This window comes from Pseudomonas floridensis (genome assembly GCF_002087235.1).
Classification (GTDB): Bacteria; Pseudomonadota; Gammaproteobacteria; order Pseudomonadales; family Pseudomonadaceae; genus Aquipseudomonas; species Aquipseudomonas floridensis.
Map to the genome: position 1 here is coordinate 15,859 of NZ_MUIO01000110.1, position 15,013 is coordinate 30,871.

A 15,013-nucleotide genomic window follows, 5' to 3' on the forward strand; every position below is an offset into this window, starting at 1 on the left:
CGCTCGGCTTCGATAACGGTTTCGGCCGCTTAGAAAATCATTCGACGTCAGGAAGGCACCATGAATACGAAGTCCAAAACATCGGCAGACGACAGTTCGGCCACACTAGAAAACCCTGCCAGTACCCCCTCACGGATCCGTGAAGGACTTCCCTTTCCACTCGGTGCCAGTTGGGATGGCCTGGGCGTCAACTTCGCAATCTTTTCGGCCAACGCTACCAAGGTCGAGCTGTGTGTGTTCGACTCCACTGGCGAAGTCGAACTGGAACGCATCGAGCTTCCGGAATACACCGACGAGATCTACCACGGCTACCTGCCCGATGCGCACCCGGGCCTGATCTACGGCTACCGTGTATACGGACCTTATGACCCGAAGAACGGCCACCGCTTCAACCACAACAAACTGCTGATCGACCCCTATGCCAAACAGCTGGTCGGGGAACTGAAATGGTCCGAAGCGCTGTTCGGCTACACCATCGGCCACCCCGATGGCGATCTGAGCTTCGATGAGCGTGACAGTGCGCCATTCGTGCCCAAGAGCAAGGTCATCGACGAAGCCTACACCTGGGGCCGTGATCAGCGCGTTGGTACGCCTTGGGACAAGACCATCGTCTACGAGACCCATGTTCGCGGCTATACCATGCGCCACCCTTCTGTCCCGGAAGAACTGCGCGGCACATTCGCCGGCCTGGGTTCGGCCGACGTCGTCGATCACATCCGCAAACTGGGTGTGACCTCTGTCGAGTTGCTGCCGATCCACGCGTTCGTCAACGACCAGCACTTGCTGCAAAAAGGCATGACCAACTACTGGGGCTACAACAGCATCGCGTTCTTCGCCCCGGACCCGCGTTACCTTGCACACGGCAAAATCGCCGAATTCAAGGAAATGGTCGCGCATATGCACCACGCCGGCCTTGAAGTGATTCTGGACGTGGTTTACAACCACACCGCCGAAGGCAACGAGCTGGGCCCTACCCTGTCGATGCGCGGTATCGACAACGCCTCGTACTATCGCCTGATGCCGGACGACAAGCGCTATTACATCAACGATTCCGGGACTGGCAACACCCTTGATCTGAGTCACCCGTGCGTGCTGCAGATGGTCACGGACTCCCTGCGTTACTGGGCGTCGGAAATGCATGTCGATGGCTTCCGCTTCGACCTGGCGACCATTCTGGGCCGTTACCACGATGGCTTCGACGAGCGCCACAGTTTCCTGGTCGCCTGCCGTCAAGACCCGGTACTGCGTCAGGTCAAGCTGATCGCCGAGCCTTGGGACTGTGGCCCCGGTGGCTATCAGGTCGGTGGCTTCCCGCCGGGCTGGATGGAGTGGAACGACAAATACCGCGATACCGTGCGTGCCTTCTGGAAAGGTGATGACGGGCAACTGGCCGATTTCGCAGCACGCCTGACTGCTTCGGGCAACATGTTCAACCAGCGCGGTCGACGCCCTCAAGCGTCAGTCAACTTCATCACCGCGCACGATGGTTTCACGCTGCACGACCTTGTGTCGTACAACGACAAGCACAACGAAGCCAACGATGAAAACAACCAGGACGGCAGCAACAACAACCTGTCCTGGAACCACGGTGTCGAAGGGCCGACTGACGACGCTGAAATCAATACCTTGCGTCTGCGCCAGATGCGTAACTTCTTCGCCACCCTGCTGCTGTCTCAAGGCACGCCAATGATCGTGGCCGGTGACGAGTTCGCCCGCACCCAGCACGGCAATAACAACGCCTACTGCCAGGACAGCGAGATTGGCTGGGTCAACTGGGATCTGGACGGTGACGGCGAAGCACTGCTGAAGTTCGTCACCCGCGTGATCAAGCTGCGTCAGAGTTACCCGATCCTGCGCCGTAGCCGCTTCCTGGTGGGCGATTACAACGAAGAAATCGGTGTCAAGGACGTAACCTGGCTCGCGCCGGATGGCAACGAAATGACGGTCGAGCAATGGCACGACAGCAACGGTCGCTGCCTGGGCATGTTGATGGACGGTCGCGCGCAGGAAACCGGTATCCGTCGCCCAGGTGCCGATGCCACGTTGCTGCTGGTGGTGAACGCGCATCACGAAGGCGTCAACTTCACCCTGCCTGAGGTGCCGGAAGGCACTCACTACACCTGCCTGATCGACACCAATCAGGACGATGCACGCAGCAAGGAGCAATTTGGTTTCGGTACTGAATACACCGTCACCCCACGCTCGCTGCTGCTGTTCGAACTGAAGCGCGAAGACCAGCAATGACCGAGGCCTTGAGCGAGTTTCTCGACTGGCGCAAACACGGCTACGCCGATACGCGTGCGCTGGGCGAGTGCTTGCAGGCCGTGGTCAACGAAGGGTTCGACCAGATCCCTCTGCCTGCCAGCGGCCAGACGCTTGAGCGCTGGCAGGCACTGGCCTGCGTTGCAGGCCATGATCTGGGGTTATGCAAGCTGTACGAGGGGCACACAGACGCCTTGGCGATCATGGCGGAACTGAGTGCCCCGCCCCCCGAACAATTCAGTACCTGGGGCATGTGGGCGGCAGAGCCACCACAGGCCCGGGTCAATCTCAGCGGTGACGGCGACACGCTTCGGCTCAACGGCCGCAAGGCCTGGTGCTCGGGCGCGTCTGCGCTCAGTCATGCGCTGATCACCGTATGGGACGAAGAACAACGCCAGCAACTGGTGGCGGTGCCATTAAACCAGCCGGGCGTGCAGATCAGCACCGACGGCTGGCGTGCGGTTGGCATGGGCGCGACCGGCAGTGTCGACGTGCTGTTCGATCAGGCGGTCGGACAGCGCATTGGCGCGCCCGGCGATTACCTGGGCCGGCCTGGCTTCTGGCAAGGCGGTATCGGTATCGCGGCGTGCTGGTATGGTGCGTCCCGAGCCCTTGCCCAGCGGTTGCTGCAACAGGCCGGCAAGCGTGAAGAGCCGCATGCATTGGCTCATCTGGGCGGCGTCGACACCGCACTGTATGGTGCAGCCTGTGTGTTGCGTGATGCAGCGGGTCAACTGGACGCTGCTCCCTTCGACAACGCCGAGCTGTTGGCCAGACGCTGCCGGGCATTGATCGAAGCCTGCTCCGAGCAAGTGATCCAGCATGTCGGCCGCGCACTCGGCGCAGGGCCGTATTGCAAGGACGCCCATTTCGCCCGTCTGATCGCGGATCTGCCGGTGTTTCTGCGCCAAAGCCACGCCGAGCAGGATCTGGCAGCATTGGGTCTTCATGTCAGCAGCCAGTCGCTCAGCGGGGCGTGGTCATTATGAGTGAAGGCTTTGTCGTCAACGAAGACGAATCCGGCCGTGGCACACCGCTACAGGCCTGGAACGCCTCGAAAAAGCTCGGCGCCGTGGCAGCGATTACCGCTGACCTGCTGGTGCCGCCCAATTGCAGAGCCGTGATCATTGCGCCGCACCCGGATGACGAAGTCTTGGGCTGTGGCGGACTGATGCGTCAACTGGCGCAACTGGAGCGCGAAATTCTACTTATCTCGGTTACTGACGGCACGGCCAGCCATCCGGGCTCGACCCTGTGGCCGGTCCAGCGCTTGAGCGTAATTCGCCCGCAGGAAAGCGCCGATGCACTGAACCGGCTGGACATCCCGCTGGAGCGTCTCGAATGGCTCCGCGCAGGCCTGCAGGATGGCGGCGTTGCCGCTGACGAAGAGGCGCTGGTTGTGTTGCTGGAGCAGCACCTGTGCGCCACTGATGTGGTGTTCGCCACCTGGTCGCGCGACGGGCATGGTGATCACGAGGCCGTGGGCCGTGCCGCTGCAAAAGCCTGTCAACACACCTCGGCTCAACTTCACGAAGTACCGGTCTGGGCCTGGCACTGGGCTGATCCTGAAGACGAGCGCCTGCCTTGGGACCGTGCGCGCAAAGTGCTGCTCGACCCGGAAACCATCGCCCGCAAGCGTGACGCTGCCCATGCCTTCGCCAGCCAGTTACAGGGCGATCCCGGAATCGGACTGTCGCCAGTGCTGCCCGCCGGCGTGCTCGAACGTCTGTTGCAACCTTTTGAAGTGGTGTTCATATGAGCGTGGCCGACAGCTATTTCGACGCGCTTTTCCGCCACGACAGCGACCCGTGGGCATTCAAGCAGCGCTGGTATGAACGACGCAAGCGGGCGCTGTGCATGGCCGCTTTGCCCCGTGAGCGCTACTCATCGATCTTCGAACCGGGCTGTGCCAACGGAGAACTGAGTGCCGAACTGGCCAGCCGTTGCGAGCACCTGCTGTGCTGCGACACCTCACAACGCGCCGTTGAACTGGCACGCGAACGCTTGGGCGAGTTTAGCCACGTCAGCGTGGTGCAGGCACGCCTGCCACAGCAATGGCCTGCCGGTCAGTTCGACCTGATTGTGCTCAGCGAACTGGGTTATTACCTGGACCTGGAAGATCTGCACCGCTGGATCGACTGCGCCCTCAAGGCGCTATCTCCGGACGGGCAACTGCTCGCCTGCCATTGGCGACCCGATATAGAGGAGTGCCCACTGACCGCTCAACGTGTTCACGACGTCCTCACTGAGCGGCTTTCGATGCACCGGCTTTTTAGTCATCACGAACAGGATTTCCTGCTGGACCTGTGGAGCCGTGATGGAAGATCTGTGGCTGAACAGGAGTTCTGGGATGATCGGCATTCTGATACCGGTTCATAACGAAGAGCGGTTGCTGGACCTGTGTCTGGAAACGGTGCTACTGGCGGCTGCGCACCCTGCGCTGAACGGCGAGCCGGTCGAGGTATTGGTGGTGCTCGACAGTTGCACGGACCGATCCGCGGACATCGCCCGCTTCTATGGCGTCACGACTCTGGACGTGGAGGCACGCAATGTCGGCCAGGCCCGCGCCCTGGGCGCTGCCTGGCTGCTCGACCGAGGGGCACGCTGGCTGGCCTGCACCGACGGTGACAGCAGCGTGGCCTGCGACTGGCTCGCCGAACAACTGGCACTGGACGCCGATGCGGTCTGCGGGACGGTGACTCCCGGCGCCTGGAGTCAGGAGATCTCCATTGCGGCGCAGACCGCCTACAACAAGCATTACCAACATCGCGACGGGCATCGGCACATCCATGGCGCCAACCTGGGCATAAGCTCGATCGCGTACCTGCGCGCCGGGGGGTTTCCCGCACTGGCCTGCCATGAGGATGTGCATCTGGTTCGTCAGCTGGAATTGAGCGGTGCGCGCATTGCCTGGAGCTGCCGTCCGCGAGTCACTACCAGCACCCGTCTGGACTCCAAGGCCCGTGGCGGGTTTGGCGACTACCTGCGCTCGCTCACCCCCTGATCGCCGCCCTACTGCTCAGACGCTGAAGCCGCGCAGGTAATGCAGCACCTGGTTAGCGATGATCGGCGGTCTGCATACCGGAATTATCCGAACCGAACGAGCCAAGCGTGCTGGTAAAGAAACGTACCGCTTCGGCGCTCAGCGTGCGATGGATGTCTTCCCGATCCACCCCGTCTCGGTCATTGCAGACCAGAGGCATGGCCGAACGCTGTTCATCGCTGCAAGGCGCCATGAACACGAAGTGCCCTGCCCCCGCCAGCAGTCTGTAATCCGGCGCATTGGGCAGCTTGCGCGCCAACGCCTCGGCATTTTTGTCCAGCGCCAGCAACTGGTCGTCATCGCCGGCATACATCAACACCGGTACATGCACGTCACCCAACGTATGTCGGCCGAACATCAGGCTCAGTGGCGCCATCAACATCAGTGCGCCGACGCGTGGATCGGCCTTGGCATGCAGGTCTTCACGGTCCGCGACCAGTTCGCCCTGCGTCTTGCAAGCGTCGCGGTCGGACGGCCGCTCCACGCAATACTGCCGCAGGCGTTTGAGTTCCGGCTGGGCGCCCGCCAGAATCAGCGCGGTTTCGCCCCCGGCCGAGTAACCGATGACGCCGACCTGACGCGCGCTGAGATAAGGCGCAAGCATGGGATCGGTCAGCGCGGCGCTGATAGCTTCGGAAATCTGCAGCGGTCGGCCGTAGAGGTTGCTCAAGCTGCCCAGTCGACTGTGGTCACGGTAATTGTCGCCGGGATGAACCACGGCAACGACCACAAAGCCCTGCCGGGCCAGCGAGGTCGCCAGGTCATGCAGCGCCAATGGCGTGCCGGTGTTGCCGTGAGAGAGCATCAATAACGGGAAACGTCCCAATGCAACAGGTACATCCTCACCGGCTTCGACACGGTAGCCTTGGACGGTGCTCACCTGTTCGGATGCGGTGGAGGGATAAAAGGCGATCGCCTGCATCGGCTGGGAGTCCAGCGGATCGAGAAAACTCAGCTCATGAAAGCCTGCGCTCCATTCACTGCCAAGATGGGTGTCACCGGGCTGCAATTCATCTGCCTGGACGTGCACCGAAATCAGGCTATCCAGCAGAAAAACCAGCATCACTGCACAAAGACGTACCATGGCAAGGCCCAACCTTTGCTAGTCCGGATATCTGCCGGACAGTCCATTCATGCGCTTGTGTCGAGCTTCATGCTCCAGCGCCCCGCTCTCACCAAGAATGAGAGTCTCTGCCTGGCAAATAGTGCATAAGCCGGGCCAGATATCGGTCCGAAATATCCCGAGTGCCAACCGCTGCACAAAAAACCCGGCATGGCACAACCGGCAGACCTGCAGTGTACTGCCGCCGGAGCCGGTCTACCTGTAAGGAAGCTGTCAATTATTCATGGAATCGCGGACGCAAAAAAAACTTCAGGGCCATGCGCAAGACTATGCGCAGGCCGTGAAGTCGGTAGTCGAACAAGACGCCGTCAGGCAGCGAACAGGTTCTGCGCGATGTGCTGCTGAGCGGCAGCCATGGCGTTTGCGCGAGGCTCTTCACCGTAGGCAAGACCTTCGGCGCGCACGAACTGCAGATCGGTAACGCCAATGAAGCCGAACATCAGCTTGAGGTACTCTTCGTGACCCACGCCGCTCGGTTGACCGGCGTGCAGGCCACCAGCCGTGGACGCAACGATGATCTTCTTGTCGCCGCACAGGCCTTGCGGGCCGGCTTCTGTGTAGCGGAACGTACGACCGGCAATGGCAATGCGGTCGATCCAGGCCTTCAACTGAGTAGGAATGGTGAAGTTGTACATCGGCGCGCCGATCACAACGACATCGGCGTCCAGAAACTGCTGCAGGGTCGCTTCGTTGGCAGCGACTTCCTGCTGCTGAGCCGCGTCACGGCCTTCGACCGGGGTGCCGGCAGCGGCCAGGCTTGCAGGCGAGAAATGATCGAGCGCTTCGCTGGCCAGGTCGCGATAGGTCACCTGGCTGTCGCCGTGAGCAGCCTGATAGGCTTCGACAATGCTGCGGCTGAGCTGACGCGACGCGGAGTGGTCACCAAGAATGCTGGAATCGATGTGCAGAATATTCATAACGGGCCTCCCAAGTGAAATCGCCCTTGGGCGATCGAGTGGGGTGCATCCTACCGGTGTTCATGCGCGCTGATTAGTCGCCCTGAATGTGATAGTTCGTTCTATCCAGGGAACAATAGATCGATTCGGGATTGTGATTCAGCTCCCTGAAGGAGGTTTCTAAGGCATCCAGCATTGCCCTGATCGCCGGAAGCAGCCCGCGACGCGAGGCGAAGGCCGCGTGAATCACCCCGCATTTGGGCCGGTGAGCGTCGAACAACTCCACCAGGCGTCCCTGCTGCAAGGCGCTGCGCACCAGAATTTCCGGCAACTGAGCAATGCCGACACCTTGCAGCGCACCTTGCAGAATGGCATCCAGATCGGCACAGACCAGTCGCGGGACATGGCGCACTTCCACGTAGCGGCCCGGCCCGTTTTCCAGCAGCCAGCGATGGTTGGGCGTGGCCGACGTCAAGTCCAGACTGGGCAGACTCGCCAGATCGTCGAAAGAAGCACGGGTGGAAATCTGCGCGGCGAGGTCGGGATGCGCCACCAGGCGCTGTGCGCTGTAACCCAGATTCTTGATCACCAGCCCTTCGTCTTCCAACGGCGGAAAACGCACGCGCAGCGCGATGTCGATGTTTTCGGAAAGGGGATCGACACGCCGGTTGGTGCTTTCGATATAGACCTGCACCTTGGGGTGCGCGGCCATGAACCTGGCGACGGTCTCGTTGACGCCCATCGCGCCCATGGCCGGCGGGCAACTGAGTGTGATGCGTCCCTGGGGTTCGGATCTGGAACGCTGAATGGCTTCCTCGGCCGCTTCGGCCTCGACCAGCATCGCCACACAGTGCCCGTAGTAATCACGCCCGCTTTCCGTCACCGCGAATTTGCGGGTGGAACGCTGAATGAGCCTGACGCCCAGACGCTCCTCGAGCCCGGCAATGCGACGGCTGAGTTTTGACTTGGGAACGCCCAGTTTGCGACCGGCAGGCGCGAAGCCTCGGCATTCGACCACTTGGACGAAATAAAACAGATCATTGAGATCGAACACCGGCCACCTCGCACACTCAGAGCGCGCGATTATGGCAGTGCGGCGGCACGCATCTCAACACAGGCATGCGCAACGCAAGGCGGCGACGGTGCCTTGCGCTCATCCAGTTCAGAGTCCGGCGTTGACAGTCGGTGATCAGTCGTCAATGTGCAGCGGTGAGAAATGCCAGTACTGGCGCTGTGAATGCATCACTCGCCTCGACACTGGACAGGTGTGCTGCGTGAAGCTCAACCATCTGTGCGCCAGCGATGCGTTCGAGCATGAAACGTCCGTCCGCTGGCGTAGTCACCGCATCCTCGCTGCCGCACACCACCAGAACCGGCAGCGTGATGGAGCTGATCTGTTCACGGAAATCCGCATCACGCACCGCTGCGCAATTGGCGGCGTAGCCTTGCGGCGAAGTCTGCGCCAGCATGCTGACAACCGTGTCCACCGTCGCAGGCGCGGCAACCGCAAACGATGGCGTGAACCAGCGAGCAATCGAGGCATCACGCAGCGCGACCATCGCGGCCTTACCGTCACGCTGCACGGTTTCGATGCGCGGATTCCAGACATCGGGATTGCCGATCTTAGCGGCGGTGTTGCACAGCACCACACGTTGCAGACGCTGCGGCGCATGGATCGCCAGCCACTGGCCAATCAGACCGCCCATGGACAGCCCGCAGAAAGACACTCTGTCCAGCCCTAGCGCGGCCAGCAACGCCAACACGTCCCGGCCATTCTGCTCGATGCTGTATGGGCCTTCGCTGATCAGCGACTGGCCATGCCCGCGAGTGTCGTAGCGCAGCACCCTGAAATGCCGGATCAGCGCCGGAACCTGGTTATCCCACATGTGCAGGTCGGTGCCCAGCGAGTTGGACAGCACCAACACCGGCGCGTCCTGCGGGCCTTCGAGCTGGTAATTCAAGTGACCATCGGCAAGTTGCACGGCAGGCATCGCAAGCTCCAGAGAAAGCAAAAGCTGAACACTAATCAGTGTCGAGGCGTCATACAATCCGCTGATCGATTATCCGTGCGGCTATCGAACACCTTACCCGTCGGCCACCCCGCTGCGAGGAGCGCACCATGCGAACCGAAGACATCGCCACCTTCTGCCTGGACCTGCCAGGCGCCCGCGAAGACTACAAATGGGGCGGGATACGCGTGTTTTCCATCGCCGGCAACAAGATGTTCGCAGTCATGGATCTGGTCGGCCAGGGCCTGTCTTTCAAGGTTCACCCCGACCTGTTCCTGGGCTACGTGGACCGCCCCGGCATCCGTCCCGCGCCTTATCTGGCACGCGCACACTGGATCAGCGTGCCCGAACCCCACGCCCTGAGCGACGACGAGATCCGTGATTTGCTGACCCGCTCGCATCAACTGGTGGTCGCCAAATTGCCCAAGCGGCAACAGATCGCGTTGAAGCTATAACGGCAGGGGCAGCAGTTGCCACAGACGGCGGCCGAGAAACAGCCAGTCGATCCACAACGCCTGATGAACCAGCACGATCAGCCAGAAAACGATCTGAAACGATACTTTGCGGGTCTTGTGACGAAACACCTGTTGCGCCAACAACGCCCCCGGCCATCCGCCCAGCAACTCGGTGGCATGCAGTACGTTTTCCGGCGTGCGCTGGCCGCCCTTTCCAGCCTGCAGCTTGTCGTGTCTATAGAGCAGGAACGCCACCAGGCTCATCATCAGCATCGCCAGCGCCGGAATCAGCACGCCTTGCCTGACCCACAATCCTGCCAATCCGTACACCGGCAGCGCGCACAACAGCAACAGGATGAACAACTTGAGGCGCAACGCCTGAACGGGTGCCTTGCGCTGCCGGGCAGGTGGCCGTGCTTCTCGTGTCGAGGTCATGCCTTGGCCGACGCCCAGTCGATCCAGCCGAACTGCCAGGTCGCCAGAATCAGCAGGCCGAAGGCGATCCGATACCAGGCGAAGACCGCATAACTGTGGGTGGCGATGAACTTGAGCAGGCCACGTACCGCAATCATCGCGAAGATGAACGAGGTGACGAAGCCGATCGCGAACACCGCGAAGTCATCCGGACGGAACAGGTCGCGGTATTTGTAACCGGAGTAGACCGCTGCACCGACCATGGTCGGCATGGCCAGGAAAAACGAAAACTCGGTGGCGGCCTTGCGCGACAGGCCGAACAGCAAACCGCCGATGATCGTCGAACCTGACCGCGACGTACCGGGAATCATCGCCAGGCACTGCACCAGACCGACTTTGAGTGCATCGCTCCACGTCATGTCATCGACCGTTTCGGCACGCACCACATGCTGGCGGCGTTCGGCCCACAGCATGATCACGCCGCCGATGACCAGCGCGGTGGCCACCGTGATGGGGTTGAACAGGTAGTGATGAATCAGATCGGCAAAAATCACCCCGAGCACCACCGCCGGAAGAAACGCGATCAGCAGGTTGATCGTGAAACGCTGCGCCTGCTGCTCCTTCGGCAAGCCCACGACCACGTCCAGAATCTTGCGGCGGAATTCCCAGACCACCGCGAGGATGGCGCCGAGCTGAATGATGATGTTGAACGCCATGGCCCGCTCGCCCCCGAAGTCGATCAGGTCGGCGACAATGATCTGGTGACCCGTGCTCGAAATCGGCAAAAACTCCGTCAGTCCCTCTACAACACCCAATATCAACGCCTGAGCCGCGGTCCAAAGATCCATCATTCCCCCAATGCAGCGATGCCCATGGCTCGCTTGTTAGTGTTATCGGTAAAAAATGCCTGCCACTATGCCGCCGTGCGCCTGAACGAAGCTTGAAGAAGCGCTGCAAAAACGCCAAATGCTAGCAGACCTTTCAACGCAAAGCCTCTGGCCTGTATCACGTTGCTATCAGATGCTCCACGTTGCGCCCATAAACGCTTACAATCGCCGCCCCTGAACACCTCACACCCCAAGGAGCCGCCATGTCCGGGCTTGAACTTTTCGCTGCCGCCATCGGCGTGCTCGCGGTCTGGCTGACGGTCAAACAGAACCCCTGGTGCTGGCCGATCGGGCTGGTCATGGTGGTGATCTACATCTGGATTTTCTACGACGTAAAGCTCTATTCGGACATGCTCTTGCAGGCGATCTACGCCGGGCTGCAAGTCTACGGCTGGGTGCAGTGGACCCGCCGCGGCAACGGCTTGCCGGTTCGCGCCGTCACAGTGCTGCAGGGCGGCTCGGTGGTGACCGGGCTGGCCATCGGGGCAATTATCAGCCTGGCGCTGGGCGCTGCCATGGCGCACTTCACCGATGCCGCGCAAGCCTGGCTGGATGCTGCACTGACCGGTTTCAGCCTCGTGGCGCAAGTCTGGATGGCACAGAAACGAGTGCAGTGCTGGCCGCTGTGGATTGCGCTCGACATCATCTTCGTCGGCCTGTTCGTCTATAAGGAGCTGTACCTGACGGCCGCGCTCTACGGGCTCTTCACCCTGCTGGCGGTTCAGGGCTGGCGTGAATGGCGCAACGATCTGGCGCTGGCGCGATGAAGGTCCTGGTCCTGACCGGCCCCGAGTCCAGCGGCAAAAGCTGGCTGTCGGCAGCGATACAGCAGCGTTTCGGTGGCGTGCTGGTCGACGAATATGTGCGCCATTTCATCGACGAACAGGGTCGCGATACGGTGTATGCCGATATCACTCCGATCGCTCAGGGCCAGCTCGATCGTGAAGACGCGGCACGCGCAACAAAGCCCGAACTGCTGATACTCGACACGCACCTGCTGAGTAACCTGCTATGGAGCTGGTCGCTGTTCGCAGATTGCCCACAGTGGATCGAGCAGCAACTGCTGGCCAGGCACTACGACCTGCACCTGCTGCTGTCTGCGCAAGGAGTCGAATGGATCAGTGACGGACAGCGTTGCCAGCCTCAACTGGCCGAACGCCAGGCGTTCTTCGACGCCAGCAAGCAATGGCTCGATCGGCACGCGCAACGCTATCAGGTGCTTGACGGCGACTGGCAACACCGCCATGAACAGGCCATGACCGCTGTCAGCGAATTGCTCGGCACCTCAGCGGATCTGATGCTTGTGCAGCAGCCGGTAGAAAGTCGGTCGAGAAATACCTAATACCTTGGCCGCCACACTGAGGTTGTCGCTGTGGCGGGTCAGCACATCACACAACGCCTGTCGTTCGGCGCGGGACTTATAATCGTCCAGCGTGCCCATGCTGCTGGCGATGTCTTCCTCGCCCAGTAATCCCAGATCCGCTGCCTCGATCTGTCGCCCTTCCGCCAGCACCAGTCCACGCCGAACGCGATTGGCCAATTCACGCACATTGCCGGGCCAGTCGTGCTTGCCCATGGCGATCAGCGCATCCTGACTGAAGTTGCGCGCCCGTCTGCCGGTTTCCTGGCTGTAGAAGTGCGCGAAATGATTGGCCAGCATTGCCAGATCGCCATGGCGCTCGCGCAACGGTGCCGTGCCGACCTGCAGCACATTGAGGCGGTAATACAGATCTTCGCGGAAGCGCTTCTTGCGAATCGCCGCCTCGAGGTCCACATGGGTGGCCGCCAGCACCCGGACATCCACGGGAATCGGCTCACTGCCGCCGATGCGCTCGATTTGCCGGTCCTGCAGGAAACGCAGCAGATGCGCTTGGGTTTCCAGTGGCAGATCGCCGATTTCATCCAGAAACAGGGTGCCGCCATCTGCCGCTTCAATGCGTCCGATCTTGCGTTCCTGTGCGCCGTTGAACGCACCTTTTTCATAACCGAACAGTTCGGCATGAATCAGGTGTTCGGCGATGGCACCACAGTTCACCGCTACGAATGGCTTGTTGCGTCGCTGAGACTGGGCATGCAACGTGCGTGCGACCAGCTCCTTGCCAGTGCCGCGCTCACCGCGAATCAACACCGGCGACTCGGTCGGCGCCAGCTTGCCGAGCAACCTTCGCAGTTCGCGGATCGGTCGGCTCTCGCCCAGCATCTCGTGCTCACTGCTGGACGTCTGCGCGCTGCCTTGCGCACGCAAACGCGCCATCCCGTAGGCACGACCCAACGTGACCTGCATGCGGGCCACGTCGAACGGCAGAGTGTGAAAATCGAAAAACCACTCGCAGACGAAGTCCCCGATCTTCTCCCGACGCAGGTCATCCGGCGCCAGCACAGCGATCCACTGGGTATTGGTGCGAGTAATGAGCTCCTTGACCACCTCCGGGTGCTCGAAGTGATCAGGCATCAGGCGAATCAAACCGACATCACAGCTGAGATTGAGCGCCGACTCGAGCGTGCTGCTGTCCACCGCCCATCCGGCAGCATGCAGGACAGGGATTAATTGATGACAATCATCACAGGGGTCAACAATTAACAGACGTCGCGTTGGGGCCGATTCATGCATAGAGGTTCCTTGGCGCCCGGCGTCGAATTTAAGTTATGAAAAACGTTTTATAAACAGTATGTTGGCGAGCCCGACCCTTACATTAGCAAATATTTGACACAGCCTTGTACCGTTTGCATCTAATGGCAATAACCAAACGTCATTAGCGCTGTAACGCCCGGTTTACGGATGTCAACGGTGTACGAATCTGAAAATTTTCAACAATGTGTGTGACTCATGTGCCCCTGTCGCTCATCAACACAAGTAACCAGCCGGACGGTAAGCCCGCCGACGTGACTGAATTGATATGGGCACTTTGAGGAATTGACCATGAACGCCCCACTGCGCTTCAACGATGCACTTCTGATCGCTGGACACGCTTTTGAACCCTTCCAGTGTGTTGCCTGGGCACCACAGGACGGGAACGGCGAACTGAGCCTGACTGTAATCGACCGCACCAGCACCCGCATCGGTCGCAAGCAGATCCCGAGCAGCACCTATTCGGACAAGCAGCAGTTGGCAAGTGCCCTGGAACAGGCCCGTGCAGAAATCAGCAACGAAGGCTATGACCTCAAGCCCTGGACCATGCCAGCCTGAGGTGACTAGGGAGCGAGCCTGCTTCGGGCGGCGACCCGACCTTCCGGTCGGCGTCCTCCGCCCGCAGGCATCGCGTCCGGACTCCAGCCATCAATCCGGTTGAACGGGATTCAGCTCATCGATATGCCGGTAGTCCGCTCCCAGACCGCGCGCCAGTTCACGCGCCCTGCCCAGCCGAATCGGCCCTTTCTCCATATCGATCAACAGACTGGCACAGTCGAAGACTGACAGTGCGGGCATCTGTTTAAGTCGGCCATCGGTCAATACCAGAACCCGCTGCTGTTCGGACGGATAGCGCTTTTGACGTATGGTAAGCCACAGTCGGGCTTGCTCAAGGGCTTGCGGCAACGGCGTCCCGCCTCCGGCGCCCAGGGCATCCAGCCACGGCGTCAGTGCCGCAGACGCTTTCAGCCCCTGATGCTGCCAACGAGGAGACTGCCCGCTGGCGGTCAGCAGTGCCAGACGGGCGCGACTGCGATAGGCCTCGTCAAATACCTGAGACAGCAGCCCTTTCGCCTGGCTGAGAGCCTGATGCCGTCGGGTCGAGGCCGACGCGTCAACAATCACCAGCAGCAATTCCCCTGGCCGACTGCTGCGCTGTTGGCGAACCAGATCCTGTGATTTTTTCGGGCGGCCTTTCAACAACGTAGGCAGCCACTGCACTGTGCCGTCCAGCCCTGAACGCGTTGCGCCACGCTTGCCTGACGCCAGGCGACCCGGTCGGGGAACGGCATCCG

17 protein-coding genes are annotated in these 15,013 nt (G+C 60.9%); 9 read left to right on the plus strand and 8 right to left on the minus strand.

The annotated features are described in order from the left end of the window. Positions 1–60: 60 nt before the first annotated feature. The 5 genes from glgX to BZK31_RS24100 are packed head-to-tail and all read left to right on the plus strand — an operon-like array spanning position 61 to position 5,266. Positions 61–2,244, plus strand: a complete 2,184-nt coding sequence (gene glgX / locus BZK31_RS24080; protein WP_083185785.1) for a glycogen debranching protein GlgX — start codon at positions 61–63, stop codon at positions 2,242–2,244. Continuing rightward, positions 2,241–3,251, plus strand: coding sequence for an acyl-CoA dehydrogenase family protein (locus BZK31_RS24085; RefSeq protein ID WP_083185786.1), 1,011 nt, complete (start codon positions 2,241–2,243; stop codon positions 3,249–3,251). Before glgX ends, BZK31_RS24085 begins: the two co-directional genes overlap by 4 nt. Then, entirely contained in the window at positions 3,248–4,021 is a 774-nt protein-coding gene (locus BZK31_RS24090; RefSeq protein WP_083185787.1) for a PIG-L deacetylase family protein, read from the plus strand. Before BZK31_RS24085 ends, BZK31_RS24090 begins: the two co-directional genes overlap by 4 nt. Next, the gene (locus tag BZK31_RS24095; RefSeq protein ID WP_083185788.1) at positions 4,018–4,641 is read left to right on the plus strand and encodes an SAM-dependent methyltransferase; all 624 of its coding nucleotides are present in this window, start codon (positions 4,018–4,020) and stop codon (positions 4,639–4,641) included. Before BZK31_RS24090 ends, BZK31_RS24095 begins: the two co-directional genes overlap by 4 nt. Then, positions 4,613–5,266: a glycosyltransferase family 2 protein gene (locus BZK31_RS24100; RefSeq protein WP_083185789.1), complete on the plus strand. Its 654-nt coding sequence runs from the start codon at positions 4,613–4,615 to the stop codon at positions 5,264–5,266. The genes BZK31_RS24095 and BZK31_RS24100 overlap by 29 nt, the downstream gene beginning before the upstream one ends. Before the next feature lie 52 nt (positions 5,267–5,318). Here BZK31_RS24100 and BZK31_RS24105 read toward each other — a convergent pair whose 3' ends face one another. From BZK31_RS24105 to pcaD, 4 genes are all read right to left on the minus strand, one after another. Next, positions 5,319–6,389 carry an alpha/beta hydrolase family protein gene (locus tag BZK31_RS24105; RefSeq protein ID WP_083185790.1) on the minus strand — a complete coding sequence of 357 codons (1,071 nt, stop codon included), beginning with the start codon at positions 6,387–6,389 and terminating at the stop codon, positions 5,319–5,321. A 347-nt stretch (positions 6,390–6,736) separates the two neighbouring features. Beyond that, a complete protein-coding gene (locus tag BZK31_RS24110; RefSeq protein ID WP_083185791.1) occupies positions 6,737–7,345 on the minus strand; it encodes an FMN-dependent NADH-azoreductase in 609 nt (202 codons plus the stop codon). 73 nt (positions 7,346–7,418) lie between these two features. Further along, positions 7,419–8,378 carry a LysR substrate-binding domain-containing protein gene (locus tag BZK31_RS24115; RefSeq protein ID WP_083185792.1) on the minus strand — a complete coding sequence of 320 codons (960 nt, stop codon included), beginning with the start codon at positions 8,376–8,378 and terminating at the stop codon, positions 7,419–7,421. Between the two features lie 142 nt (positions 8,379–8,520). Further along, complete coding sequence (gene pcaD, locus BZK31_RS24120; RefSeq protein WP_083185793.1) at positions 8,521–9,315, minus strand: 3-oxoadipate enol-lactonase; 795 nt, start codon at positions 9,313–9,315, stop codon at positions 8,521–8,523. A gap of 128 nt (positions 9,316–9,443) precedes the next feature. Here pcaD and BZK31_RS24125 point away from each other — a divergent pair, with 128 nt between their 5' ends. Then, positions 9,444–9,788: an MmcQ/YjbR family DNA-binding protein gene (locus tag BZK31_RS24125; RefSeq protein WP_083185794.1), complete on the plus strand. Its 345-nt coding sequence runs from the start codon at positions 9,444–9,446 to the stop codon at positions 9,786–9,788. Here BZK31_RS24125 and BZK31_RS24130 read toward each other — a convergent pair. Both BZK31_RS24130 and BZK31_RS24135 read right to left on the minus strand, forming a co-directional pair. Then, complete coding sequence (locus BZK31_RS24130) at positions 9,783–10,223, minus strand: DUF1294 domain-containing protein (RefSeq protein ID WP_083185795.1); 441 nt, start codon at positions 10,221–10,223, stop codon at positions 9,783–9,785. The genes BZK31_RS24125 and BZK31_RS24130 overlap by 6 nt on opposite strands. Continuing rightward, positions 10,220–11,050 (minus strand): undecaprenyl-diphosphate phosphatase, encoded by an 831-nt coding sequence (locus BZK31_RS24135; protein WP_083185816.1) that lies wholly within the window; start codon positions 11,048–11,050, stop codon positions 10,220–10,222. Before BZK31_RS24135 ends, BZK31_RS24130 begins: the two co-directional genes overlap by 4 nt. A 242-nt stretch (positions 11,051–11,292) precedes the next feature. Here BZK31_RS24135 and pnuC point away from each other — a divergent pair, with 242 nt between their 5' ends. Together pnuC and BZK31_RS24145 are read left to right on the plus strand one after the other, a co-directional pair. After that, on the plus strand, positions 11,293–11,856 hold the full coding sequence (gene pnuC, locus BZK31_RS24140; protein ID WP_083185796.1) for a nicotinamide riboside transporter PnuC: 564 nt from the start codon (positions 11,293–11,295) through the stop codon (positions 11,854–11,856). Then, positions 11,853–12,431: an AAA family ATPase gene (locus BZK31_RS24145; RefSeq protein WP_083185797.1), complete on the plus strand. Its 579-nt coding sequence runs from the start codon at positions 11,853–11,855 to the stop codon at positions 12,429–12,431. The genes pnuC and BZK31_RS24145 overlap by 4 nt, the downstream gene beginning before the upstream one ends. Here the strand turns inward: BZK31_RS24145 and BZK31_RS24150 are convergent. Then, complete coding sequence (locus tag BZK31_RS24150; protein ID WP_083185798.1) at positions 12,375–13,700, minus strand: sigma-54 dependent transcriptional regulator; 1,326 nt, start codon at positions 13,698–13,700, stop codon at positions 12,375–12,377. The two genes, BZK31_RS24145 and BZK31_RS24150, sit on opposite strands and share 57 nt — an antisense overlap. A 309-nt stretch (positions 13,701–14,009) precedes the next feature. On the opposite strand from BZK31_RS24150, the gene BZK31_RS24155 reads away from it, so the two are divergent. Further along, positions 14,010–14,276 carry a hypothetical protein gene (locus BZK31_RS24155; RefSeq protein ID WP_004879734.1) on the plus strand — a complete coding sequence of 89 codons (267 nt, stop codon included), beginning with the start codon at positions 14,010–14,012 and terminating at the stop codon, positions 14,274–14,276. A gap of 90 nt (positions 14,277–14,366) precedes the next feature. Here the strand turns inward: BZK31_RS24155 and BZK31_RS24160 are convergent, their stop codons facing one another. Next, the gene (locus tag BZK31_RS24160; protein ID WP_083185799.1) at positions 14,367–14,987 is read right to left on the minus strand and encodes a vWA domain-containing protein; all 621 of its coding nucleotides are present in this window, start codon (positions 14,985–14,987) and stop codon (positions 14,367–14,369) included. Positions 14,988–15,013 lie beyond the last annotated feature (26 nt).